This is a genomic window from Actinoplanes rectilineatus (assembly GCF_000962825.1).
GTDB classification, from domain to species: domain Bacteria; phylum Actinomycetota; class Actinomycetes; order Mycobacteriales; family Micromonosporaceae; genus Actinoplanes; species Actinoplanes rectilineatus.
Map to the genome: position 1 here is coordinate 1 of NZ_JZKF01000080.1, position 23,349 is coordinate 23,349.

Below are 23,349 nucleotides of genomic sequence, written 5' to 3' on the forward strand. Positions count from 1 at the left end.
CTGGCAGCCCTCGGCAAAGCCACCTCGGACGCCGAACGACTCGACATCTTCGAAGCCGCCCTGAAAATGATCCGCACCGTGGCGGACCAGGACACCGCCATCGGTCTGGCCGGGATGGCGTCCGCCCTTGTAGGTGTCCGTCTGAGCAGCGTTAAAGTGGAAGAACATTGGAGGAGAATCATGGCCTTTGATCTGAATGATTCCAGCGTCATCCGTGATGCGCGCGCCAAGACTGCCAGGGCCGCCGTCTTCAAGGTCATCAACTACAGGTTCAACAATGATCCACAGGCTGGCGAGATCGCCGACCGGCTGGTCGCCGAAGATCCGGACACCGCTGTCGATCGTGTGCTGGCGGCTGAGTCGATCGAGGTTCTGATCGCCTGAGGCGTCAGAGGTGGAGTGGGGCCGCTGTCTCCGAGGTGCGCAGCGGCCCCACCCGCCGCGGGTTGGAGCCGACCTTCTTGCGGAGGACGTGGTTGATCTGGGCGGCGGGCCAGCGCAGCCACCGCTCCTCCGACGAGTGGATGGTCCGGCCGTCGGCGTGCTTGACGGTCGCCACCATCACGTGTTCGTGGTTGACGGTGGAGACCCGCAGGGCCGTCGGGTCGTCCGACGGGAGCACCGTCTTCTCGGCGTCCCACGCGTCGGTGGCGCTCGAGAACCAGATGATCTCCACGTGGGTGACCGCGTCGCTGTCGGTGGTGGTGAACGCGAACTCGGCGGTGTGCCCGCACTTCGGGTACTGACCGGAGCAGCCCTGCCAGTCCGACGCCGACACCCGGGTCAGGGTGGATCCCGCGCTGGTCAGGGTGGCGTCCGGGAAGAGCTGTGCCACGGTGACCAGCGCCTCGGCGTCGTCGTTGTGGTTGTCGGCGTACGCGAAGACGCCGCCCAGGACCAGCGTGGTGCTCACGCAGACGAACGGGATGAACCCGGAACCGGAGAACAGCCGGTTGATGCCCAGTCCGATCGCCAGCAGCACGGCGCCCACGACGATGGTGCCGACACCCCACAGCATCCCGTCCGCGAGGAAGGCCGCGCCGTCCCCGCTCATCCGGTCCCGCGGGTCCGGCGTCATCAGCACCACGAAGGTGAGCGTCATCGTCCCCAGCGCGAGCAGCACGACCCGCCCGCGGGTGCCGCTGTGCGGGAACAGGAACCAGGTGACCAGCACGAGCACCAACGGCACGAGGGTCAGCGCCCAGCCGATGAGTGCCAGGCCGCCGTCGGCGCAGCCGGTCATCCAGCAGAGGCCCGCGGCGAGCCCGTCCCCGACGACCATCGACGCCGGGGAGGCGCCCAGCCCGATGCCGACCACGGTCGCCAGCAGTACGCAGACGATCCACACCCACAGCCAGTTGACCGTCCGGTCGGCGGCGGGCTCGGTGCGCTGAACACGCTTGCCCTTGGTGCGCTGGGCGCGCTTGCCCTCGGTGCGCTGGACGCGCTCGACAGATGACCGTATGTGCGGCTCGCGCCGTCTATTCCCCGCAGACATAGGGTGCCGATGATACGGAACGATCACCGCGGCCTCGCCTGATGAGACCGGTGACCATCAACTCAACGTATCGGCGTCGATCAGCGATCGATCGCGTGAGCTATCCGGGGATCGGGGTCCAGGAGACGAATTTGCCGGTCCGGTTGTCGCCGGACGACCGGCCCCGCAAACGCCGGTTGATCCACGGCAGCACGTGCTCGCGGTAGTACTGCAGCTCGTTCACGATGCTCCGTGTCTGCGGGTTCGGGTCGACGATGTGCGCCTCCACCGGGTACCCCAGTTTCGCCAGCACGTGGCTCGCCACCCGCCGGTGGCCGGCCTCGTTGAGGTGCAGCCGGTCCGACGACCAGTACTGCCGCTTCTGGATCTCCTTGTCGTGGAACATGTCCACGAACGTCAGGTCCTTGTCCGCGGCGAACGCGGCCACCGTGTCGGTGAGCTGGTCGCCCTTCTTGCGCATCGACGCGCCGAACGGCAGGTGGTCGGACGGGTCCGGGCCGCTGAGCAGCAGCACCCGGACGCCCGCGTCGAGGCAGCGCTGCACCGCCTGCTCGGTCATCGCGATCAGCTTCGTCATGTCGCTGCCCGGCCGCAGCATGTCGTTGCCGCCGCCGTTGAGGGACAGCAGCGTCGGCTTCGGCGACAGGGCCAGGGCCGCGTCGAGCTGGTCGGTGACGATCGGAGCCAGCAGGCGGCCACGGATCGCCAGGTTCGCGTACTCGATCGGCTCGCCCTCACCGGCGGCGATACCGGCCGCGACCAGGTCGGCCCAGCCCCGCTCGGTGCCGTCCGGGAGCGTGTCGCCCAGCCCTTCGGTGAAGCTGTCCCCGATGGCGACATACCGCATCGTCATTCCCGTCCCCCTAGACTCGGCACAGCTGATCACCGTATCGGGTGAAAGGACCGCCGGGTCAGAGACCCCAGTCGACGCTCAGGTACTGGGTCTCCTGGAACTCGCGCAGCCCCTCGCGGGCGCCCTCCCGGCCCAGGCCGCTCTGCTTGACCCCACCGAACGGCGCCGACGGGTCGGAGACCAGGCCCCGGTTGATGCCGACCATGCCCGCGTCGATCGCCTCGCCGATCCGCACCGCCTGTCGCAGATCACCGGCGAAGACGTACGCGGCAAGACCGTATTCGGTGTCGTTGACCAGTGTCAGCAACTCCTCCTCGTCGGTCCAGCGGGCGATCGGCGCGACCGGCCCGAAGATCTCCTCCTGCAGGATGGCCGCCGTCGCGGGCACGTCGGCGAGCACCGTCGGCGGGTAGAACCAGCCCGTCTGCGGCCCGTCCGCCGCCCGGTGGCTGATCCGGGCACCCTCGGCGATCGCCTCCTCGACGGCGGCCCGGACCCGTACCAGCGCCTTCTCGTTGATCAGCGGACCGATGGCCGCGCCGTCGGCGGCCGCGCCCACGGTCAGCTTCTCGACCTCCGCGCCGAACCGGGCGACGAACGTGTCGTAGACCGCGTCGTGCACGTAGAACCGGTTCGCCGCGGTGCACGCCTGGCCGCCGTTGCGGAACTTCGCGATCATCGCCCCGGCCACCGCGGCTTCCACGTCGGCGTCCGCGGTGACCACGAACGGCGCGTTGCCGCCCAGCTCCATCGACGAGTTGACCACGCGTTCGGCGGCCTGCCTCAGCAGGATCCGGCCGATCGGGGTGCTGCCGGTGAACGAGATCTTGCGGACCCGCGGGTCGTCCAGCCAGGTGCCGACGACGCTCGCCGGATCGCTGGTGGTGACCACGGTGACCACGCCGTCCGGCAGCCCGGCCTCAACGAGGAGCTCGACGATCGCGATCGCGGTCAGTGGGGTCTCGGCGGCCGGCTTGAGTACCGCGGTGCATCCCGCCGCGATCGCCGGGCCGATCTTGCGGGTGACCATCGCCGCCGGGAAGTTCCACGGCGTGATCAGCGCGGCGACACCTACCGGCCGGTGCGAGACGAGGGTACGCGCACCGCCGGCCGGCGCGGATCCGTACTCGCCTCCCGGGCGTACCGCCTCCTCGGCGAACCAGCGGAGGAACTCGGCCGCGTACGTGACCTCGCCGGTCGCGTCGGCGAGCGACTTGCCGTTCTCCCGGCTGATCAGCAGGGCCAGCTCGTCGCGGTCCCGCAGCATCAGCTCGAAGGCCTTGTGCAGCACCTCGGACCGCCGCCGGGGTGCCGTCCGCGACCAGTCCCGGAACGCCGCCGCCGCGGTGTCGACCGCCTGCCGGGCCTCGCCGGGTCCGAGGTCGGCGACGGTGGCCACGGTTTCCAGGGTCGCCGGGTCGATCACCGGAATGCTCACAGGGACTCCTCCGTTCGGGGGCGGTACACCTCTAGTGTCCGAGCTGCTGCTATGCCCGTCCATTACCGTTGAGGCAGTCCGACTATGCCCCGGAGGCATGATGGAGTTACGCGCTTTACGGTATTTCGTGACTGTCGTCGAGGCAGGCACGGTCAGCGCCGCCGCGGACCGCCTCCACCTCACCCAGCCCGGCCTGTCCCGCCAGCTGCGCCAGCTCGAACGCGAACTCGGCGTCCCCCTGTTCGACCGGGTCGGCGGCCGTCTCGAACTCTCCACCACCGGCCGCGCCCTGCTGCCGCTGGCCCGTGACGTCCTGACCCGGGCCGACGCGCTGCGCTGGGCCGCCGCCCTGCACGCCCAGGGCGGCCTGCACCGGCTGACCATCGGCGCGCCCACGGTCACGCTGACCGACGTGGTGTCCCCGTTCATCGCCACCCTGGCCCCGGACGACCCGACGATCGACGTGCTGGGCGCGGACGGCCGCACTCCGGCCGAGACGCTGCGCCTCGGCACCGACCTGGCCGTCGGCACCACCCGCGAGCCGCCGCCGCTGGCCTGCCGGCCGTTGGCGGTGCTGCCCGTCTGGGCGTACGTCACAGCCGGCCATCCGTGGTCCGCCCGCGACGCCGTCACCCTGGCGGAGCTACTGGCGGAGCCGCTGATCGTGCTGCCGGCCGCCTTCACCGCACGGCAGGCCCTGGACGCCGCCCTGACCGAGGCCGGGCTGAGCCGGGGCGTGCCGATCGAGGCCGCCAACGGCACGGTCGCCCAGGCGCTGGCCGCGGCCGGACGCGGCATCGCGGTCGCCTCCGACGACCCGCGCTACGGCCTGGTCCCGCTGAGCATCGACCTGGGCGGACGCCGCCTGACCATCCGCCTGACCGCGGTCTGGGATCCGGCCCATCCCGCGGCGGCGACCGTCGAGGCCTTCGCCGCCCGGCTGGGCACCTTCGTCCGGGCCCGCTACGACGCACCCCCCGACTGAGGCTGATCGATACGTGACAAGCTGTCGCCCATGTCTCCCAAGATCCGCCGATCGGCCGGCTCCTTCACACCCCTCGAATCGTGGCTCGCCCGGGCGGGCGTCAAGCGCCGTGATCCGGCCCGGGACCTCGAGGCCTTCGGCAACGGGCAGCCCTTCAAGATGTTCTGCATGACGTGGACCGTCGGGCAGGCCCGCAAACGGCGTGTCGGCGCGGCCGAGGTCGTCGTGCCGAGGGGCGGCTGGCTGCATCTCACCCCGGGCGCGGAGGCCGTGTGGCACAGCTCGCCGGCGCGCGAGACCGTCATCGTCCCGCCGCAGGCCACGCTCGCCCGATCGGACCGGCAGCTGTACTTCCGCAATCAGGCGGCGTTCACCCTGGGGACGCTCAGCGGGCTGCACGACTTCGCCATCCGCAAGGTCGACGAGGAACTGCTCAGGCTGGCCCTGGTCACCGGAGTTCCGGCGGCGGACGGACCGTCGTAGGTACGGCACGACGCTCACACCCACTGCGGGTGTGAGCGTCGAACCGAAGAACTACCTCCGGGTCAGGAGAGGCGGACCGCGAGGGACGACTGCCCGGGCTGGACCGTGACGACGGTCCCGGCCGGGTAGCGCAGCGTGTGGTCACGGTCGGTGGAGATCAGGACCAGCCCCAGGCGGTGACCGGCCGCGAAGACGTGATCCGTGGACTGCAGGTCCCAGCGGAAGGTGTACGACCGCCCGTCCCGCACCGGCGTGGTCCGGGCCGGGGAGAGGCGATTGCGTACGTCCAGCCAGCCCTGCGTGACGATCTCGTACGGGGTGGTGGCCGTCACGTACTCCCGCCGGTTGAAGCACCCCGGATCGCCCTCGATGCCGGGCCCGATGCAGTCCTGGGTGGTCAGCGTGCGCAGTCCGGCGTAACGCTCGGCCGGCCCGTAGTCCACGAGCAGCGCCGTGAGGTAGGGCGAGTCCCCGCTCAGGGCCGCCTTCACGGTCACCGACGGGGTCCCGGAGAGCCGGGTCGCCCTCGTGAACGGCTGCGTCAGGTAGGCCAGCCGGTTCGGGTCGACAGCCGTCTCGTCGGCGGTCAGCGAGGCCGCCGTCCGGGCCGGGTCGTCCACGAACGTCTGCGGGACGGTGGGGGACAGGGCGCTCAGTCGCAGCGACTTCTCCCGTCCGTCGGGAAGCGGCCAGGTCCGCGACGTCACCCACCGGTTCGGGGCGATCTCCACGTCGGCGACCGGCTCCCGCATGATCCCGGTGTCGATCTTGTAGAGCCACTGGTCGAACCAGCGGTGGAGAGTGGAGAGCCACTGCTCACGGCGTACGTTGAAGGGGTCGGTGTGCCCGGCCTGATGCAACCAGATCTTGCGCGGCACACCCCGCGCCGCCAGCGCGTCCCACCACTGACCCGCCTGGAGGGTGCGCACGTTGTCGTCGTGCAGCCCGTGCACCAGCAGCACGCTGGCCCGCACCTCGTCCACGTCGCGCAGATAGTCGCGTTCCGCCCAGTACCGGCTGTAGTCCCCGGTGATCCGGTCCTGATCACGCTCCAGAGCCGCCATGACGGGAGCGCACATCTCCGGATTCTTCCGAGTCAGCACCGCCTTGGCCAGTACGTCGGTGTCCTCACCCTGATACCCGCCGGGCGCGACCACTCCGCCGTTGGCCCGGTAGTAGTCGTACCAGCTGCTGATGGCCGCGATGGGGACGATGGTCTCCAGTCCCTCGACCCCGGTGGTGGCGACCGCGTTGGGCAACGTCCCGTTGTAGGAGGCGCCGATCATCCCGGTCCGACCGGTGGACCAGCCCGCGGTGACCGGAGCGCCGGAGGCGTCGAAGCCGGGCGCCCGTCCGTTGAGCCAGTCGACCACGGCCTTCATGCCGAGGGTCTCGTTGCGGCCGCCGGTGGTCGGGCAGCCCTCCGAGCCGCCGCTGCCCAGGCTGTCCGCGAAGACCACCGCATAGCCGCGCGGGACGAAGTAGTTGTCCAGGTATCCGGCGAAGGTGATCGCCTCGGCCCGGTTCGCGGACACGGCGGCGCTCAGCGCGGCGTCGTCACCGGTCCGGTCGATGTCGTCGTGGTTGGGCACGTCGTTGAGGCCGGCGTAGTACGGGCTGGCCTGGAAGACGACCGGCACCCTCCGGTCGGTGGACGGCCGGATGATCCGGACGGCCACCCGGTCGGGCCGGCCGTCGGCGTCACTGTCCACCTGACTCTGCACCCAGACCTCCTCGCGGACGGCCTGGGTGTAGTCGTAGACCGGCTGGGTGCCCGTCGGCGGCGCCGCGGACGCGGGGACGGCGGGGGCGGTGAGGGCTGCGGTGAGAACGGCGATCCATGCGAGTCGCATCGCGTCACGATATCGCCAGGCATCGATCGCCGGTGTCCCCCGCGGTCAGCGGATCTGGAACTCGAAGAGCGAGTAGCCGTACTGGTTGGACCGCTCGGTGCCGTACATCCGGACGTACCGGGCGACGGTCCTCTTGCCGGCGACACTGACCGTGCCGCCCTTGCCGGCGGTGGTCGACCACAGGGTCTTCCAGGTCTTGCCGTCCACCGAGGTGTCCACCCGGTACCGGACGCCGTGCGCGTTCTCCCACATCAGCGTCACCTCGGAGAGCTCCCAGCGCTGCCCCAGGTCGACCTTGAGCCACTGCGGGTCGGAGAAGGCGCTGGACCACCGGGTGGACGGGTCGCCGTCGGTGGCGTTGATCGCCCGCCACGGGTCGCCCTCGGTGCCGGAGGCGGTGGTGGTGGCGTTCAGTGCCAGGTTCGTCCCGGAAGGGTTCTTCTTGCCGGCCGGGGCCGCGGCCTTGGTCGCGCTGGGCGCCGCAGACGTGGGCGACTCCGAGGGCGACACCGTCACCGAGGCGGAGATCGAGGTGGTGGCCGAGGCGGAGGCGGCGGGGGACGGTGAGGAGGCGGTGCCGGCCGCCGACGGGGTCTCGAAAGCGGGGTACTCCACCGGTGCGGCCCCGGACGTGCCCGGCGTGACCGTGGTGGAGGCGGCCGGCATGGTCTCGTACACGAAGGCGGTGGTCCCCGCGGTCAGCGCGACGGCCAGGGCGACGCCGCCGCCGATCAACCATCCCGTGCGGCGCGGGCCGGTTGCCTGCGCCGCGTCCTGGGCGGGTTCTTCGTGGGGTACGCCTGGCGTGACGGTGCCGAAGCCGCCGAGTCCGGCCGGTCTCTCGTGCGGGACCGGGCCACCCGCGCGCGGGGCCGGTCGCGCGGGCATCCGGCCCAGCCTCAGGCTGTCCGCGCGGGACGACCGCTGCGGGTGCTCCGCGCCGGGATCGTCACCCGTGGGCTGACGGGTGTCATCTGACCCCTCCACAACAGTTCCTCCGGCTCTCGCGCGCAACGACGCGCAGTATCCTGACGTATGACGGTGTCCGGCGATACACCAGGACTGTCCACTTCCGGCCCGGTCACGGCCGGATCGTGCGAGGACGTCCGCAGATGTGATGCCAGTCACTCCACGATGGGCGCGGTTCGCGTTACCGCTGGTCATGCACCGGCTACGTCGCGCAGCCGTTCGATGCCGGTCACGATGGTCCGCAGTCCGGCGGTCAACTCCCGGGACCGCCGTGCGGGGAGCCCGCCCATGACCCGCGACTCGATCGCGTTGAACCGGGGATAGATCTCGCGCAGCAGTGCCGCCCCGGCCGGGGTCAGCCGCAGCTGGACCAGCCGGCGGTCGTCGTGCCGCGGCTCCCGGGCCAGCAGCCCACGGCTCTGGAGTGTGCGGACCACTCCGGTCAGCGTGGCCTTCGAGACGGCGGCCGCGTCGGCGGCGTACCGGGTCTCCAGCCCGTCGCCGATCCACACCGCCCGGAGCACCGCGAAACCGGTCCAGCTCAGGTCGTGCGGGCGGAGCACCTCGGCGGTCACGTGGGCCCGCAGTGCGGCGGCGGCCCGGTGCACGGCGGCGGCCGTCCGTGCCGCGTCGAGGTCCAGGTCCGGTCCGAGTTGTCCGATGCGGGCGCGGGCCGCCTGCTCGCCGGCGTCGAAGGGGTGCCGATCCGTCATGCGGGCCGATGGTAGGCCCCCGGAGTGGATCAGAAGTGCTGGTGGCGGGCCACCCCGGCGGCCGGTGGCGGGATCTCTGCTGGCAAGCTTCCTGCTCGTGCAAGCACTTCGGCTGATTCTCCTCTTCATTCACCTGGTCGGGTTCGCGCTGCTGCTCGGCGGCGCGGTGGCTCAGTTCCTGTCCGGAAGGATCCGGATCAACCCGGCGGTCCTCTGGGGCTCGATCATCCAGCTGGTCAGCGGCATCGCGCTGTCCGCGCCGCTGCGGGGCGGCGGCGACCACGAGCCCGACCCGATCAAGCTCGGCGTGAAGCTGCTCTTCGCCGTGCTGATCTTCATCATGGTGTTCGTCCCGCGGAAGCGGGACGAGGTCAACAAGGGCCACTTCATCGGCATCCTCACGCTGACCCTGGTGAACGCCGCGGTCGCCGTCTTCTGGCGCTGACCGCCCGGACGCGGACGGGGAGGCCCGGCGGCAGGCACTCGCCGGACTCCCGTCCGTGTCCACCGCCCGGGGGATGTCGCGTGGGGTCATCCGCCCGGGGGCGGGTCGAAGTGGTCCCGTGACCAGCGGCCCAGCTCGTCGAGCAGTGGACGGAGCTGCTCGGCCAGCGGGGTGGGGGAGTACTCCACCCGTGGCGGCGCCCCGGCGTGCTGGACCCGGGTCAGCAGGCCGTCCTCCTCGAGGCGGCGCAGCCGTCCACTCAGCATCGGCGGGCTGATACCCGGAATCCGCCGCTGGATCTCGGTGAACCGCATCCCACCGCTGTGCAGCACGACCCAGAGGATCTGCAGCACCCAGCGACCGGAGATCGCCGCGATCGCGCGGGTGGGGGGTTCGGTGACCACTCGGACGTCGTGCATCCGGTCAGACCATCATCACCGGCATGACGTCCGATCGACGTCCGATCAACGTTCGGTCGACGAACGTGTGACCGGCAACACAAGAGACGGTTTTTGCCGGGGTTAGGTCGCTTGTGCGGCTTATATGCGATCTGATCGATTGCTGTCTTCGTGCAGCGGGTGTGCACTAATGCCACCCGGATCGGCCTCGGTCATCGCCGGAGCAGACGTCGGAGCAGCTGTCTGTACAGTCCGCGAACGGGGGGTGACCCGGGTCTCTCGCCCGCGAACGGGCCGGTGAACCGGTACCCTTCGGCGGTCGGGTCCGGATGTCGGATCCGGTGATCATGCCCACGGCGCCCGGGCGGGGGCCGTTGCGTAGGATTTTCGGGCCGCACGATCGCAACAGACGGGAACCGAGAAACGCGATGCCGCTCACTCCAGCAGACATTCACAACATGGCCTTCAAGAAGCCGCCGATAGGCAAGCGTGGATACGACGAGGAGGAGGTCGACGCCTTCCTCGACGAGGTCGAGCAGGAGCTGATCCGCCTTCTGGAGGAGAACGGCGCGCTGAAGGACACCCTCCAGCGTGGTCCCGGAGCCCCGCCGAGCGCGGCCTCCACGATGGTGCTCAACAACGAGTTCGCCGACCTCGCCCAGCAGCTCGAGCGCCTGCAGGAGGCCCGGGCCCGCGCCGAGCAGAACGCGCGCAGCGTCCAGTCGCAGCTCGAGCGCGCCCGCAGCCAGCCGCCGTCCGGCGCGATGCCCACCGTCGGTGACGACGACCGCAACGCCCGGGTGCTGATGATGGCGCAGCGGACCGCCGACGAGCACATGCGTGACGCCCAGCGCGAGTCCGACTCGTTGATCTCCACGGCCCGCAACAAGTCGGAGCAGATCACCAGCGAGGCGCAGCTCAAGGCCGCCACCATCGAGAGCGACGCCCGCCGCAACCACACCGAGGCGATGGAGAGCCTGGTGGAGAAGCGGGGTTCCGCCCTCGACGAGATCGACCGCCTGGGACAGCTCGCGCAGAGCTACCAGGAGGCGCTCACCAACCACGTCACGCAGCAGCTGATGGACCTGACCAGCACGCCGGACGCCCAGTCGTCGCGTGAGCTGTCGTCCCGCGAGCTGCCCTGACGTCCACCCCGCCCGGTGCCGGACACCGGGCGGGGACCCGGTCGCACGAGCCCCGCGGTGCCGGACATCCGGCGGGACCCGGTTGACGATCCCGCGGTGCCGGGCATCCGGCGGGACGCGGTGAACGAACCCCGCGGGGCCGGACACCGGGCGGGGACGCGGTGAACGAACCCCGCGCCGCCGTGGTACATCCCGGCGACAGGTCTCCGGGACGGGGTGTGGTGAACCATGAACGACGTATGGACCGGCGAGGCCGCCGACGGCCGGGTCCGGGTGGAGTTGGACAACGCCGGGCGGCTGCACGACCTGAGGCTCGACCCGAGCGTTGCCTATCTGGCCACCGAGGAGCTGCGGCGGGCACTGATCGCCGCCTTCACCGCGGCGCAGACGGCCGTGACCGGCCCGGCCGGTCCGGGAGGCACCCCCGTCGATCCGGAGCGGCTGACGGCCCTCCTGGACGAGACCACGGACACCGCCGAGCGCCGCTTCGCGGAGATCTCCACCGCGCTGTACGACATCAACCGGCGGGCGGCCCGGCAGTGGTGAGCGCGCGGCTGCACCTGGACCCGGAGATCGTCGCCGCCTGCGGCCGGGAGCTGGCCGGCGTGGCACAGCGGCTGGCCGAGGAGAACGCGGCCCTGCAGGCGACGATCACCGGATCGGCCGGCCCGTGGGGCGCCGACGAGTCGGCAAGCGTGTTCGCGGTGGCCTACCAGGCGGTGCTCGGGCAGGCGATGGTGGCGCTCGGGTCGTACACCGAACAGCTCGGTTTCGCGGCGGCCACCCTGGTCTTCGAGGCGCGCGCGGTGGTCGAGGCCGACGAGGCGGCCGCCGCCGACCTGTACGCCGCAGGCGGCCTGCCCGGAGCCTGAGCCGCTGATGCGGCCGGAGAGCACTCCGCCCGGCGGTGGCGGCCGCCGGGCGGAGCGGTCGGTCAGCGCCGGACCAGGTGCACCCGGTAGACGCTGCGGGTGTTCCCGTCCTCACTGGTCGTCGTCACGATGTGCAGCTGGCCCTCCCGGGTCACCGCCACCGTCGCGTACGGGTCGAGGGTCTCCGCCGTCACCGTCGCCCGGTTCGGGTTCTTCACCAGGACCCGGTACGTGTGCGTGTCCGGGTCGAAGCCGCGGAACAGCACGCCGTCGACACGTAACCCGGTGACGGTCGCGTCGGTCCCGGCACCGGGGGCTTTCGCGTACACCTGAATCTCGGCGACCGTGAGATAGCCGTCCGGCACCGCCGTGAGCACCAGGCAGATCGGACCGGCGGAGCCGGCCGGGACGGGGAGATCCACCGAGAGCGGGCCGGCCGCACCCACCGGCACCGGCGACCCGGCGGGCCGGCATCCGTCGCTGGTGGCGACGCCCGCCTGGATGCTCGCCGGGAGGCCGCCGCCGGACGCGTTGTCCTTGTAGAAGTGGGTGACGACCCGGCTCGGCTCGCGTCCGGCCGGCACGGTCAGGGTGAGTGTCTCGGCCGGGTTGCGGCCCGAGGACTTCCAGTTCGACCAGGCCTTGTCGGTGGTGTCGCCGTTGGTGAGGCCGGTCGTGGTGTAGCCGCCCTCGGTGTACGACGCGGCCACGGTCACCCCGTCGGCGACGCTCTCCGACGGCTCGGTGACCTGGACCCGGACGGTCGCCTTCAGGGTGCGGCCGGGTACCACCGTCGCGGTGCCGGTCAGGGTGACCACCCCGGTGGCGCCGAACGTCCCGGACGACCAGGTGACCGGTACGTTCGCGGTGCCGCCGTGGGTGCCGGTGGCCACCACGGTCGCCGGCAGCGCGGGCTGACCGTTCACGTAGGTCTTGGCGCGGGCCGGCCGGGTGGCGGTGAAGAGATCCACGGTGACCTCGGCGGTCGCCGTGACGGCCTGACCGCGTACGTCGGTGGCGGTGCCCCGGACCTTGACGACGCCCGGCTTGATCCAGCGTTGTCCGGCCGGGACGGTCCAGGTCACCGGCAGGGTGGTGGTCCCGCCGCCGGCCAGTGTCGCGGTGACGGTGGCCGGCAGCGCCGGGGCCCGTCCCGGCACGGTGTAGGTCTGCACGGTCTCGGTGCCGGTCACCGTCTCGTCCTTGATCGTCCAGCGCTGGTTGGTCGCCGAGGAGGGCTGCCAGACGCCGACCGCGGTGCCGTCGGCGGTGCCGCCGCCGGAGACGTCGAGCAGTCGCCGGGCGGCCACGTTGATCAGCGTGTACGTGCCGTCGCCGGTGGTCGAGGCGACCCAGAGCGCGCCGTCGTCGGGGCTTGCGGTGGCGGGCTCCACGACCGGTGTGCCGCCGCGGACCGCGAGGCGCTTGCCGTCCGCGGCGTTGGTGAGCGTCCAGCGGGCCCGGTTGGTGCCGTCCCCGCCGGCCGGGGTGACGGTCCACAGCTGCTCGGCGGTGGCGGCGCCGGTCCGGATGGCCAGGGTGCCGGTGGCGGTGGGGGCCAGTGAGCGGCCGCCGGCCACGCTCTGGAGGCGGTACGTGTGACCGGCCCGCAGGTGGGCGGCCCCGGGATCCGCCGAGGACACCCCTTCGACCAGGAACGTGGTGACGGACTGGCCGGGCACGGTGAGGGTGGCCTGGCCGCCGGTGACGCGTACCGGGGTGCCGCGGACGAGTTTGCCCGTGGCGCTGGTGACGACCGGGGTGACGGTCGCGTTCGTGGCGATCGTCTGGAACTTGGCGAGGTTCAGGCGGACGGTCGCGGGGGTGGTGGCGGCGTTGGCGTGCACGACCGTGGCGCCCTTGCCGTCGGCGCGGACCGCGGCGACGCTGTGCGTGTCGTCCACCTTGACGACGTGGTCGCCGGGCTGCACGTAGTGGGTGAAGTTCCGGATCGTGTCGAACTTCGTGTTGGTCTGGATCGGACAGGTGGTCAGATCATCCGAGCTGTCACAATCGAAGGGAACGTGGATCGAGCCCCACTGCAGGTTGCCCTCGGCGACCATGTTGTCGGCGTCCTCGACCGGCTGCCACAGCACCCAGGCCGACGGCTCCAGCTCCCGCAGGTCGTCGATGATCCGCTGGGCCATGCCGAGGCCGGAGTTCATGCTGGTGAAGTCGTTGCCCCAGCTGCCCTCGATCTCGCTCATCCAGAGCGGGCGCTGTTCGGCCTTGGCGATGTCGCGGACCGCGGTGCGCTGGCCGGTGCCGTAGGTGTGCACGTTGATCCGGTCCACCGCGGCGCGGGCGGGATCGGTCAGGCCGTACCAGTCGGTGATGAGCGTGCCCGGGTTGGTCTCGTCCGGTGCCGCGATCCTCCGGTCCGGCGCGGCCCGGTGAAGCGCTTCGATGATCGCCGCCTGCAGCGCGGGGGAGGCGTGGGCACCCTCCTGACGGCCGCCGGTGGGCTGGCCGTCGGCTCCCAGTTGGGTACGCCAGTAGTTCGTGTTCGGCTCGTTGAGCGGCTCGATGGTGTCCACCGTGATCCCGTGCGCCTGTTCGAGGTACTCGGTGACGCGGACCAGGTAGGTGGCGAAGTCGTCGGCGGTGTCGGCGCGGATCTGGTCGGTGGTGGCGTCGAAGCCGCCGGAGACGTACCCGCTGACGGTCTGGAACCACGGCGGCGAGTTGCTGAAGGTCTCCCAGTGGTCGACCTCGCTCTTGATCCGGTCGACCCACCAGCGCTGGTTCGCGTCGGCGTCCCAGTCCCAGTCCGCCGGGTCGTCCGGGTCCCACCAGTCCTTGTCGGCCGGGGTGTACTGCTCGGACGCCTTCCACCAGCCGGGGACGTCGCCGCCCGGACGCAGGTAGTCCCGTACGGTCGGGGCGTTGCCGCCGCCGATGTTGTAGCGGGCGATGTTGAGGTTCAGGCCGTCGTCGGAGAAGAGCAGGTCGGCGAGGCGTTCCCGGATCTCGTCGGGGTAACCGCCGGTGGCGTGCGCGAGCCAGGCCAGGCTGGTGCCCCAGCCCTCCCAGGCCGGGCCCTGGTAGGACGGGTCGGGTGTGATGGTGACGGCGGACGCGGTGGTGTCCGCGGCGGCGGCCGGTGGCGGCGGTGTGAGGGGAACGAGCACGAGGCCGGCGCCCAGAACCGCGGCGGCCAGGCCTTCTCGGAACGTCATATGTCTCCTCAGGGGAAACCGACTGTTACGGGGGCAATGATGTTTGCGTAAACATCAGCGGCATTGTCACGACGCCCGTCGATCGATGTCAAGCATTCGTGGTAGAGCAGTGGTCATGCCCGCCGATGCGACCGCGCACCCGACACCGAGCCTCCACGCCCGCGAGATCGTCCGCGGGGCCTACGACACCCACGTGCACGTCGCGCCGGACGTGATGAGACGCCGCATCGACGACGTCGGCCTGGCCCGCCGCTTCGCCGAGGTGGGGATGGCGGGCTTCGTCCTCAAGTCCCACTACGTGCCGACCGCCGAACGGGCCGAGGTGGTCCGCGGCGTCGTCCCCGGCGTCGACGCGCTCGGCGCCCTCACCCTCAACGGCTCGGTCGGCGGCCTCAACCCGGTGGCCGTGGAGATCGCCGGCCGGCAGGGTGCCCGCATCGTCTGGCTGCCCACGGTCGACTGCGCCAACGAACGCGCCAGCCGGGCCGCCCTGGCCCCCGGCACCCCGGTGCCGATGTGGGCCGCGCTCCAGGACGAGCTCGCGGAACAGGGCATCGTCGCGCCGGCCATCGAGGTGCTCGACGACGACGGCGCGATCGTGCCCGACCTGATCGCCGTCCTCACGGTGATAGCCAAGCACGGCATGGTGCTGGCCACCGGCCACCTGAGCGGTCCGGAGATCGTCAAGGCGGTGGACGCGGCCGCCGGCGCCGGGGTTCGCGACATCATCGTCACCCACCCCGAGTTCACCTCGCAGCAGCTCGACGTCGCGACCCAGCGGCACCTGGCCGGCCGCGGCGCGCTGCTGGAACGGTGCTTCACCACCCCGTACACCGGGAAGGTCTCCTGGGATCTGGTCTTCGAGCACATCCGGGCGGTCGGCCCGGAACACTCGATCCTCTCCAGCGATCTGGGTCAGCCGTTCAACCCGCCGGTGGAGGACGGACTCGCGCTGCTCGCCGACCGGCTCCTCGGCGCCGGGTTCACCGACGACGAGGTGCACACCATGGCGGTGACCAACACCCGGCGTCTCGCCCGTCCGGGAAATCTCCCGGCAACATCTTGACTACCTGACTGTTACCGCTCACATTCAAATGACCTCCTTCGATGCGGCTGTGCTCACCCCGTACCCCCGGAGAGGCCGCACCGAATCCCCCGCCGTGCCCCACGGAAGGATCCCCATGCACCGGTCGAGGTGGTGGCCGATTCCGGTCATCCTCGCGCTGCTCGCCGGCCTGTTCGCCGCACCCACCGCGGCACAGGCCTCACCGGCCGTGTCCTACACCAACCCCATCGCCGCGCAGCGAGCCGATCCGCACATCTACAAGCACACCGACGGGTACTACTACTACACCGCGACCGTCCCCGCCTACGACAAGATCGTGCTGCGCCGGGCCACCACGCTGCAGGGCCTGGCCACCGCCGCGGAGACGACGATCTGGACCAAGCACGCCAGCGGCGTGATGGGCGCCCACATCTGGGCGCCGGAGATCCACTACATCGACGGCAAGTGGTACGTCTACTTCGCCGCCGGCTCCACCACCGACGTCTGGGCCATCCGGATGTACGTGCTGGAGGGCACCGGCAGCAACGCGCTCACCGCCACCTGGACCGAGAAGGGCCAGATCGCCACGCCGTGGAGCAGCTTCGCGCTGGACGCCACCACCTTCGTCGTGAACAACGTGCGCTACCTCGCCTGGGCACAGTCCGAATCGGGCATCGCCACCAACTCCAACCTCTACATCGCCCGGCTGTCGAACCCGTGGACGCTGGCCACCGCGCCGACCCGGATCGCCGTGCCGACGCTGAGCTGGGAGAAGATCGGGTACGCGGTGAACGAGGGCCCGAGCGTGATCGTCCGCAACGGTAGGGTGTTCATGTCGTACTCGGCCAGCGCGACCGACGCGAACTACTGCCTCGGACTGCTCACCGCGTCCGCGTCCAGCAACCTGCTCGCCGCGTCGTCGTGGACCAAATCGGCCACCCCGGTGTTCACCAGCAACGCCGGCACCGGACAGTACGGCCCCGGCCACAACTCGTTCACCGTCTCCGAGGACGGCCAGAGCGACGTCCTCGTCTACCACGACCGCAACTACAAGGACATCTCCGGCGACCCGCTCAACGACCCGAACCGCCGCACCCGCATCCAGAAGCTGTACTGGAACGCCGACGGCACCCCCAACTTCGGCATCCCGATCCCGGACGGCGCCCACCCGGTGCGGCTGGCCAGTCACAACTATCCGGACCGGTACATCCGGCACTGGGAGTTCCGCGGCCGGCTCGAAGCGAACGTGACAGCCCTGGCCGACTCCCAGTTCCGCATCGTGACCGGCCTCGCCGGATCCGGGACGGTCGCGCTGGAGTCCACCAACTACCCCGGCTACTACCTGCGGCACCGCAACTTCGAGGCGTACGTGGAGAAGAACGACGGCACGGCGACGTTCGCCGGGGACGCCAGCTTCTTCCGGCGGACCGGTCTGGCGTCGTCGAGCGGCATCTCCCTGGAGTCGCAGAACTACCCGGGACGGTACGTCCGGCACTCCAGCAACCTGCTGTACGTGCAGGCGGTGACCGACTCACTCGGCCAGGCGGACGCCACCTTCACCCTCGAATAGCGGCGCACTGCTGCGGACACCGTCCGGGTGGACCTCCTGCCGGATCCGGGCGGTGTTCACATCCGGCGAGGCGTCGATCATCCGCAGCACCATCGTCGAGAACTTGGCCATCGTGTTCCGGCCCGGGATGAAGATCGACCACTCGTCCCGGGCCGGCTCCTCCCGGACCTCCAGCCCGTCCGGAAGCTCTTGCACCGGCGGGCCGTCGACCGGCACCGTGACGATCCAGAACGGGCCCATGCCGTCCTCCGGGGTCTTCAGATCCAGCATCCGCCACGGGTGGCCGATCACCTCCGCTCCCGCGTCCGTCACGGCCGCGACCAGCCGCTCGATCGCCGCATCGATCATCGCCTCGGCCTCGGCCCACTCCTGCGCGTCCCGCCCGGGCGGCGTGCCGTGCACCAGCGCCGACACCACGGTCACCGCCGGGGCGTGGCGCAGCTCCGGCGCGGGCTGCGCGGCGAACACCGACAGCGCCGCCTCGATCGCCTCGTTCTGCGCCCGCTGCTGCTGTTCGACCTCGTCCCGGTGCCCGGTCAGCAGGGCCACCGCCCGGTCCGGCTCGTCGAGCACCTGCCGCACCTGCTTGACGCTCATCCCGGCATCCCGCAGCAGCGTCACCAGCATGGCCCGCTCCACCTGGGTGAAGTCGTACGACCGGTACCCGGTCCGCTCGTCGACCTCAGCCGGAACGAGCAGCCCCTCCGCGTGATAGAACCGCAGGGCCTGCGGCGACAGGTGACACATGTCGCTGAAATCGCTGATCGACAACATGCGTCAAGCGTGACCCCTGCGGTAACCACAAGGTCAAGACCGCGGGTCCGGGCTGCCGTTCTCCCCGATGCACGGCGAGCTGCCACTGAGCGTGAAGTCGTAGTGGTCGGCCCGCTGATAGCCGGCGACGGAGACCCGGTAGCCGTCGGTGCTTTCGACGACAGGGGCGGAGACGACAGCGAGAGCCGCCCGGATCGATCCGGGCGGCTCTCTGAACAAGGGAACCTAGGAGACGACGATGCCGCCTCCGGCTGGGCGGACGTTGGTGACGTCCAGGACGAAGCGGCCGGTCCGGGCGTCCCACACCTTCAGCGTCAGGGTGTCCTTCCCGTCCACCGCGCTCACCAGGAACCGGTACGAGCCGCCCCCGTTGACCGTGCCGGTTCCGGAGTAGACCGCGCCGGAGCCGATGACGATCGCGGGCAGGTGGCCGGTGGAACGGAAGACGTCGCCGTTCGGCAGGGTCAGCCAGGTGCTGCCGCTGCCCTTGCCCGCGCGGGCGGTGAACGCGAAGTCGACGCCCTGGGCGAGCCGGCCGCTGCCGGAGACCCCGGCGGTGCGGGGCACGTAGGTGACCACGCCCGGAACGGTGGTGCCCGCCCCGGCCCCATCGTCGTCGCTCACCGTGACGGTGGGGCGGAAGACGCCGGCGGTCGTGTACTTGTGCGTGCCGGTGCAGGACGTCGAGCGGGATGTCGAACCGTCACCCCAGGCGAACGTGCACGTGAGCGTGTCGGCGCTGCCCGGGTCGCTGACCTGGACGGTCCGGGTGACCGTGGTGCCGGTGGCCACCGGCGCGTCCGGGAACGGGTGGCCGCCCGGTGTCACCACCGCCGGTGACGCGTTGCTCAGGGTCACGGTCGCCGAGTCGCGGCTGGCGCCCGCCGTCAGGGTGACGGTCACCGTCCCGTCGTCGGTGCAGGTGATCGTCGTGGCCGGAGCCGTGTCGTCCGCGAACACACACTCGATACCTTCCGTGCCCTTATATGACCATTTAAGCGGTTTGGAGGTGTTGGTCGCCGAGCCCGTCACCGCGACCGGTGCCCCTTCGAGCCCGCTGACGTCCGGCCCGGCGTGCACCACCGTGACCGGGTCGACACTGGTCAACGTCGGCACGACCGGTTCGATCGACCCGTCCGCCGCGAACGTCAGCCGGTCGATCGTCGTCTCGCGATGGGTGCCGTCGCCGCCCGGAATGGCGAACCGGTGATAGGCGATGTACCACTCGTCGCTGCCGGGGAGGCGTACCACCGAATGGTGTCCGGTGCCGAGAATGCCGAGCGACGCGTCCTTCTGCAGGATCACACCGACCCGGTCGCTCCACGGTCCGAGCGGCGACGTCCCGGTCGCGTAGGCCACCCGGTAGTTCGGGTCCCGGGTGTCGTTCTCCGACCACATGAAGTAGTAGACGCCGTCGCGTTCGACGACGAAACTGCCCTCGTTGTAATCGGCCGGCTTGTAGGTCTTCACCGAAGCGGCCGGGAACGACACCATGTCGTCGTTCAGCTGCACCTGGTAGGAGTTCCCGTTACCCCAGTACAGGTACGATTTCCCGTCGTCGTCGGTGAACACCGCCGGGTCGATCATCTGCCCGCTGTAGGTTCCGCCCGCGACCAGCGGTTTTCCGAGCGCATCCGTGAACGGCCCGGCCGGTGAGTCGGCGACCGCCACACCCAGGTGCTTGACGCCGCCGGCCAGTCCGCCGCTGAAATAGAAGTAGTACTTCCCGTTGTGAGTGGCGATCGTCGGCGCCCAGGCGCTGTCGTCGGCCCAGGTGACATCCGGCCCGAGGTCGAGGATCACCCCGTGGTCGGTCCAGTTCACCAGGTCGGTCGAGGAGAACGCGTGGAATCGCGTTCCCGACCATCCCGCGAATCCGTCGGTGGTGGCATACATCCAGAACGTGTCGCCGAACACCGCGATATTCGGATCGGCGTACAGCCCCGGGATCACCGGCGACGTCATCGCCACCGCGGAGACGGTCCAGGTGCGTGATTCACCGTCGGCTCCCTTGACCGTGTACGCCACCGGAGCCCGGAAATCCTGCACGCTCCCGTCGGCCGGGCTGATCGTGGCCCCGTCCGCCAGGGTGAACGAGGGTGCCAGCGCGGAGACGTCGGTTCCCGGCTTGACCGGCAGCACGACCGTGCCGGCCTCGTCGTCGACGAGAGCGTCCACCTTGAGCGCGTCCAGGGTGACCCCGGCGATCGACGTGGTCCGCCCGGCCAGAGTGAGGATCTCCGCCGCCGACAGCGCCGTGTTGTAGATCCGGAAGTCGTCGACCTCCCCGGCGAAGTAGGGGTCGGCCGCGTACAGCGATCGCCCGATGTACCCGCTGTACGACTTCGACGCGTCGTAGAGGTCGGACGGCTTGACGGTGACGCCCGTTGCGGAGGCCACGCGGATGCCGTTGAGGTACATCGCGGCCTGCGAGCCGTCGACGGTGACCGCGACGTGCTGCCATCCGCTGGGCAGCGCCGCGTCGTCGCTCAGCTTCGACTCGGCCTGCCAGCTGCCCGTGGTGATCGCCGAGAAGAGCACGTTGCCGCCGTTGCGCGGGCTGGTGAACAGGTACTTGTCACTGTCCGGCCCGAGACCGTACAGCCACTGGTTGACGGTCGTCGACGCGGTCCACTTGGTCCACGCCGCCACGGTGACCGCCGGCGCGCCCTGGAGCACCCCGTTCGGGATGGTCACGTAGGGTGAGCTGCTGCCGCCGGACATCCGGAACGACGATCCGGAGACCCCGGAACCCCACGCGGGGGTACGCGTGTAAGCACCGTCGAAGCCGTTTCCGGAGGAGTCGCGGGCGACCGTCCCGGACGTCTCGTCGAACTCGTAGCGCAGTCGCAGCCCAGGGGTGGGTGCCGGCTCCTCGTAGGCGTCCGAGATCCGCTGGTGCTCGGCGGCGGTCACCGGCAGAACCGTGCCGTGGCGGGGTCGCGACGGCAGCGAGTAGGTGGTCTCCGGTGTCCACACTCCGGAGTCGAGGTCGGTCGTCGAGAACGGGACGTAGCCGCGCCCGCCGTACTCGTCGATGAAGAGGTACCACTTGTCCTCACGGTTGGACTTGAAGACCAGCGGACCCTCGCCCCGGTCCAGCGCGCCCGACCCGATGCACTCGGCGACGAGGTCGAAGTCCGTCGACAGCAGGTCGGTCGCCTTCTCCTGGATGAGGAACTTGCTGCACGGCGAGTTCGACGAGTTGTTCCGCTCGTCCTTGGTGATCCGGTGGTACACGCCGTCGTGCTCGATCACCGTCGAGTCGATCACCGAGTAGCCGGGGTCCTTCCAGACCTTCGGTGCGCTGAAGGTGCGGAAGTCGCGGGTGGTCGCGTACATCATCCGGTTGTAGGTGCTGCCGGAGTGCGAGGTGTCGGCCTCGTCGTAGAGCTTGGAGGCCCAGAAGACGACGTACGCGCCGAGCGACGTGGAGTAGAACGCCTCCGGGGCCCAGGTGTTGCCGGCGGTGTCGGGGGAGACCTTGACCAGGCGCTGGTCGGTCCAGTGGACCAGGTCGGTCGACTCCCACACCATGATCGACTTGCTGCCGGTGCGCTGGGAGGCGTCCCAGTCCCCGTTGCCGTAGATCTTGAGGTCGGTGGCGATCTGGTAGAACTTGTCGCCCTCGGGGGAGCGGATGATGAACGGGTCGCGCAGGCCCCCGGTGCCCAGCGTCGAGGTCAGCACGGGCTGCCCGTCGTTGATCTCGCGCCAGCTCAGCGGGTCGTTGCCGTTGCTCAGCGCGTTGTAGACCTGCTCGCCGTTCGCGGAGCCCTCGCCGGTGAAGTAGCTGAACAGGTAACCCTCGTAGGGTGCCGGAGCGGGCAGCGGGGGCACGGTGGCGGTGAACTCGCGACGCGCCGTGGCCGTCCCGTAGGTCACCGTCGCGGTCAGTGACACGGTCGCCGTTGCTGATCCGTGCGCGGGCCGGTGCACCTCACCGGTGGTGCTGATGATCGACGGGTCACCGGACTCCCAGACCGCGGTGGACGGGAGTGTCAGGTTTCCGCGTACGTCATCGATGTTGTGCACGGTCAGAGCCGCAGCCGCGGCATCCGCGTTGGCCTGGTCGTCGAACGCGGCCTTGACCGTGACCGTGAACGTCTTGGTCTCGACCGCCGCGCCCCGCTTGATCGACGCGGTGAGGGTGGCCGTGGCGTCAGGCGAACCCACCGGCGGGCGGGTGATCTTCCCGGCCGCCGTGATCACATCGTCGTCGCTGGTCGCCCAGGTGATCGCCGAGCCGCTCGCGCCGGTGGCCGGCAGGGTGAGATCCGCGGTGAGCCCGCCGGTGTCGCCCAGGCTCAGCGCCGCGGCGTCGCCGGTGACCGCTTCGGTGTTGGCCGGCGCGGCGAGCGTCGCCACCTCGGTGTCCGAGATCGCCCGGTCGTAGACACGGACGTCGCGCATCTGGCCCTTGAGGTACCGGTCGCTGGTGTACAGCGAGCGGCCGAGGTAGTTGGCGCTGGTCACGCCGTTGCCGATGGCGCTCGGCGGGATGCTGACGGCACTGTTGACCGCGACCGGGACACCGTCCTCGTAGAGGGTGCCGGTGGTGCCGGTCTGCGTGTAGGTGACGTGCTTCCACGATCCGCGGGCCAGGTTGTGGCCGTCGGCCGGGCGGATGTTCTGCTCGCCGGACCAGTTGGTGGTCGAGACGGCGGTGCGGAAGGTGTTGCCGGTGGCGAACAGGTACCCGTTGCCGTAGCCGGTGCTCGGGTCGGTGTTGCCGAAGCCGTACAGGAAATAGGGGGTGGCCTGGGTGTTGTCGATTTTGACGTCGAAGGCGACGGTGATCGCGCTCAGCCCGGCGGTGACGTTGTCCGGCACCTTCACGTAGGTGCCGGTGCCGTCGAAGGTGAGGCCCTGCGCGCCGGTCCAGGTGGGGGCCTGGACCGTGCCGTCGCGGCCGTTGCCGGAGGCGTCCGTTGCGGTCGTCCCGGCGGTCTCGTCAAGTTTGTACCAGAGGACGAGACCGTCGGTGACCTCGTCGGCGGCGTGCGCCGGGCCGGCGATCAGGGTGGTGGCTATCAGTGCGAGAGCGGTGAGGGGCGCTGACATGAGGGTCCGCAGACGCATGTGCATCGATCTCTCTGCTGGCAGAAAGCCCCGCTGCGTAACGGGGA

The 23,349-nt window shown here is 70.5% G+C and carries 20 protein-coding genes; 9 read left to right on the forward strand and 11 right to left on the reverse strand.

Features of this window, described 5'->3' with window-relative positions; translation table 11 throughout:
* Nucleotides 1–384, forward strand: a 384-nt coding sequence (locus WH85_RS51870; RefSeq protein WP_045746790.1) for a hypothetical protein, incomplete at its 5' end; no start/stop codon positions are given.
* Nucleotides 385–388: 4 nt separating this feature from the next.
* Here WH85_RS51870 and WH85_RS37005 read toward each other — a convergent pair.
* The 3 genes from WH85_RS37005 to WH85_RS37015 all read right to left on the reverse strand — a co-directional run bounded on the left by WH85_RS37005 (nt 389) and on the right by WH85_RS37015 (nt 3,789).
* Nucleotides 389–1,498 carry a hypothetical protein gene (locus tag WH85_RS37005; RefSeq protein WP_045746791.1) on the reverse strand — a complete coding sequence of 370 codons (1,110 nt, stop codon included), beginning with the start codon at nt 1,496–1,498 and terminating at the stop codon, nt 389–391.
* A gap of 100 nt (nt 1,499–1,598) precedes the next feature.
* Nucleotides 1,599–2,351, reverse strand: coding sequence for an SGNH/GDSL hydrolase family protein (locus WH85_RS37010; protein ID WP_245674252.1), 753 nt, complete (start codon nt 2,349–2,351; stop codon nt 1,599–1,601).
* Nucleotides 2,352–2,409: 58 nt separating this feature from the next.
* A complete protein-coding gene (locus tag WH85_RS37015) occupies nt 2,410–3,789 on the reverse strand; it encodes an NAD-dependent succinate-semialdehyde dehydrogenase (RefSeq protein WP_045746792.1) in 1,380 nt (459 codons plus the stop codon).
* 127 nt (nt 3,790–3,916) lie between these two features.
* Here WH85_RS37015 and WH85_RS37020 point away from each other — a divergent pair, with 127 nt between their 5' ends.
* A complete protein-coding gene (locus WH85_RS37020) occupies nt 3,917–4,774 on the forward strand; it encodes a LysR family transcriptional regulator (RefSeq protein WP_245674253.1) in 858 nt (285 codons plus the stop codon).
* Nucleotides 4,775–4,804: 30 nt separating this feature from the next.
* A complete protein-coding gene (locus WH85_RS37025) occupies nt 4,805–5,257 on the forward strand; it encodes a hypothetical protein (RefSeq protein WP_045746793.1) in 453 nt (150 codons plus the stop codon).
* Nucleotides 5,258–5,319: 62 nt separating this feature from the next.
* On the opposite strand, the gene WH85_RS37030 is transcribed toward WH85_RS37025, so the two are convergent.
* The 3 genes from WH85_RS37030 to WH85_RS37040 all read right to left on the reverse strand — a co-directional run bounded on the left by WH85_RS37030 (nt 5,320) and on the right by WH85_RS37040 (nt 8,792).
* The gene (locus WH85_RS37030) at nt 5,320–7,110 is read right to left on the reverse strand and encodes a Xaa-Pro dipeptidyl-peptidase (protein WP_045746794.1); all 1,791 of its coding nucleotides are present in this window, start codon (nt 7,108–7,110) and stop codon (nt 5,320–5,322) included.
* 45 nt (nt 7,111–7,155) lie between these two features.
* On the reverse strand, nt 7,156–7,998 hold the full coding sequence (locus WH85_RS51050) for a discoidin domain-containing protein (RefSeq protein ID WP_169792535.1): 843 nt from the start codon (nt 7,996–7,998) through the stop codon (nt 7,156–7,158).
* Nucleotides 7,999–8,270: 272 nt separating this feature from the next.
* The gene (locus tag WH85_RS37040) at nt 8,271–8,792 is read right to left on the reverse strand and encodes a MarR family winged helix-turn-helix transcriptional regulator (RefSeq protein ID WP_045746795.1); all 522 of its coding nucleotides are present in this window, start codon (nt 8,790–8,792) and stop codon (nt 8,271–8,273) included.
* 97 nt (nt 8,793–8,889) lie between these two features.
* Between WH85_RS37040 and WH85_RS37045 the strand changes: the two genes are divergently transcribed.
* Nucleotides 8,890–9,237, forward strand: a complete 348-nt coding sequence (locus WH85_RS37045) for a hypothetical protein (RefSeq protein ID WP_045746818.1) — start codon at nt 8,890–8,892, stop codon at nt 9,235–9,237.
* A gap of 86 nt (nt 9,238–9,323) precedes the next feature.
* Here the strand turns inward: WH85_RS37045 and WH85_RS37050 are convergent, their stop codons facing one another.
* The gene (locus WH85_RS37050; protein WP_045746796.1) at nt 9,324–9,656 is read right to left on the reverse strand and encodes a winged helix-turn-helix transcriptional regulator; all 333 of its coding nucleotides are present in this window, start codon (nt 9,654–9,656) and stop codon (nt 9,324–9,326) included.
* A gap of 407 nt (nt 9,657–10,063) precedes the next feature.
* On the opposite strand from WH85_RS37050, the gene WH85_RS53885 reads away from it, so the two are divergent.
* The 3 genes from WH85_RS53885 (at nt 10,064) to WH85_RS37065 (ending at nt 11,652) form a co-directional block, all read left to right on the forward strand.
* Nucleotides 10,064–10,780 (forward strand): DivIVA domain-containing protein, encoded by a 717-nt coding sequence (locus WH85_RS53885; RefSeq protein WP_045746797.1) that lies wholly within the window; start codon nt 10,064–10,066, stop codon nt 10,778–10,780.
* A 228-nt stretch (nt 10,781–11,008) separates the two neighbouring features.
* Nucleotides 11,009–11,326: a YbaB/EbfC family nucleoid-associated protein gene (locus WH85_RS37060; protein ID WP_045746798.1), complete on the forward strand. Its 318-nt coding sequence runs from the start codon at nt 11,009–11,011 to the stop codon at nt 11,324–11,326.
* Nucleotides 11,323–11,652, forward strand: a complete 330-nt coding sequence (locus WH85_RS37065; RefSeq protein WP_157411452.1) for a PE domain-containing protein — start codon at nt 11,323–11,325, stop codon at nt 11,650–11,652. Before WH85_RS37060 ends, WH85_RS37065 begins: the two co-directional genes overlap by 4 nt.
* Nucleotides 11,653–11,714: 62 nt before the next feature.
* Here the strand turns inward: WH85_RS37065 and WH85_RS37070 are convergent, their stop codons facing one another.
* Nucleotides 11,715–14,831 carry an RICIN domain-containing protein gene (locus WH85_RS37070; protein WP_045746800.1) on the reverse strand — a complete coding sequence of 1,039 codons (3,117 nt, stop codon included), beginning with the start codon at nt 14,829–14,831 and terminating at the stop codon, nt 11,715–11,717.
* 115 nt (nt 14,832–14,946) lie between these two features.
* On the opposite strand from WH85_RS37070, the gene WH85_RS37075 reads away from it, so the two are divergent.
* Both WH85_RS37075 and WH85_RS37080 read left to right on the forward strand, forming a co-directional pair.
* Nucleotides 14,947–15,897: a DUF6282 family protein gene (locus tag WH85_RS37075; RefSeq protein WP_045746819.1), complete on the forward strand. Its 951-nt coding sequence runs from the start codon at nt 14,947–14,949 to the stop codon at nt 15,895–15,897.
* Nucleotides 15,898–16,012: 115 nt separating this feature from the next.
* Nucleotides 16,013–17,446, forward strand: coding sequence for a family 43 glycosylhydrolase (locus WH85_RS37080; RefSeq protein WP_045746801.1), 1,434 nt, complete (start codon nt 16,013–16,015; stop codon nt 17,444–17,446).
* On the opposite strand, the gene WH85_RS37085 is transcribed toward WH85_RS37080, so the two are convergent.
* From WH85_RS37085 to WH85_RS37095, 3 genes are read right to left on the reverse strand one after another with little or no spacing between them, the layout of a single operon-like run.
* Nucleotides 17,408–18,220 (reverse strand): MerR family transcriptional regulator, encoded by an 813-nt coding sequence (locus WH85_RS37085; RefSeq protein ID WP_045746802.1) that lies wholly within the window; start codon nt 18,218–18,220, stop codon nt 17,408–17,410. The genes WH85_RS37080 and WH85_RS37085 overlap by 39 nt on opposite strands.
* A 33-nt stretch (nt 18,221–18,253) precedes the next feature.
* Complete coding sequence (locus WH85_RS37090; RefSeq protein ID WP_045746803.1) at nt 18,254–18,439, reverse strand: hypothetical protein; 186 nt, start codon at nt 18,437–18,439, stop codon at nt 18,254–18,256.
* A gap of 6 nt (nt 18,440–18,445) precedes the next feature.
* Nucleotides 18,446–23,302: a family 43 glycosylhydrolase gene (locus WH85_RS37095; protein WP_045746820.1), complete on the reverse strand. Its 4,857-nt coding sequence runs from the start codon at nt 23,300–23,302 to the stop codon at nt 18,446–18,448.
* Nucleotides 23,303–23,349 lie beyond the last annotated feature (47 nt).

What these genes read in the sequence shown, in the direction of transcription:
- WH85_RS37005 (WP_045746791.1), bottom strand. Translation starts at nt 1,498, where the DNA reads ATGTCTGCGGGGAATAGACGGCGCGAGCCGCACATACGGTCATCTGTC.
- WH85_RS37010 (WP_245674252.1), bottom strand. Translation starts at nt 2,351, where the DNA reads ATGACGATGCGGTATGTCGCCATCGGGGACAGCTTCACCGAAGGGCTG.
- WH85_RS37025 (WP_045746793.1), top strand. Translation starts at nt 4,805, where the DNA reads ATGTCTCCCAAGATCCGCCGATCGGCCGGCTCCTTCACACCCCTCGAA.
- WH85_RS37030 (WP_045746794.1), bottom strand. Translation starts at nt 7,110, where the DNA reads ATGCGACTCGCATGGATCGCCGTTCTCACCGCAGCCCTCACCGCCCCC.
- WH85_RS51050 (WP_169792535.1), bottom strand. Translation starts at nt 7,998, where the DNA reads ATGCCCGCGCGACCGGCCCCGCGCGCGGGTGGCCCGGTCCCGCACGAG.
- WH85_RS37040 (WP_045746795.1), bottom strand. Translation starts at nt 8,792, where the DNA reads ATGACGGATCGGCACCCCTTCGACGCCGGCGAGCAGGCGGCCCGCGCC.
- WH85_RS37050 (WP_045746796.1), bottom strand. Translation starts at nt 9,656, where the DNA reads ATGCACGACGTCCGAGTGGTCACCGAACCCCCCACCCGCGCGATCGCG.
- WH85_RS53885 (WP_045746797.1), top strand. Translation starts at nt 10,064, where the DNA reads ATGCCGCTCACTCCAGCAGACATTCACAACATGGCCTTCAAGAAGCCG.
- WH85_RS37060 (WP_045746798.1), top strand. Translation starts at nt 11,009, where the DNA reads ATGAACGACGTATGGACCGGCGAGGCCGCCGACGGCCGGGTCCGGGTG.
- WH85_RS37070 (WP_045746800.1), bottom strand. Translation starts at nt 14,831, where the DNA reads ATGACGTTCCGAGAAGGCCTGGCCGCCGCGGTTCTGGGCGCCGGCCTC.
- WH85_RS37075 (WP_045746819.1), top strand. Translation starts at nt 14,947, where the DNA reads ATGCCCGCCGATGCGACCGCGCACCCGACACCGAGCCTCCACGCCCGC.
- WH85_RS37080 (WP_045746801.1), top strand. Translation starts at nt 16,013, where the DNA reads ATGCACCGGTCGAGGTGGTGGCCGATTCCGGTCATCCTCGCGCTGCTC.
- WH85_RS37085 (WP_045746802.1), bottom strand. Translation starts at nt 18,220, where the DNA reads ATGTTGTCGATCAGCGATTTCAGCGACATGTGTCACCTGTCGCCGCAG.
- WH85_RS37095 (WP_045746820.1), bottom strand. Translation starts at nt 23,302, where the DNA reads ATGCGTCTGCGGACCCTCATGTCAGCGCCCCTCACCGCTCTCGCACTG.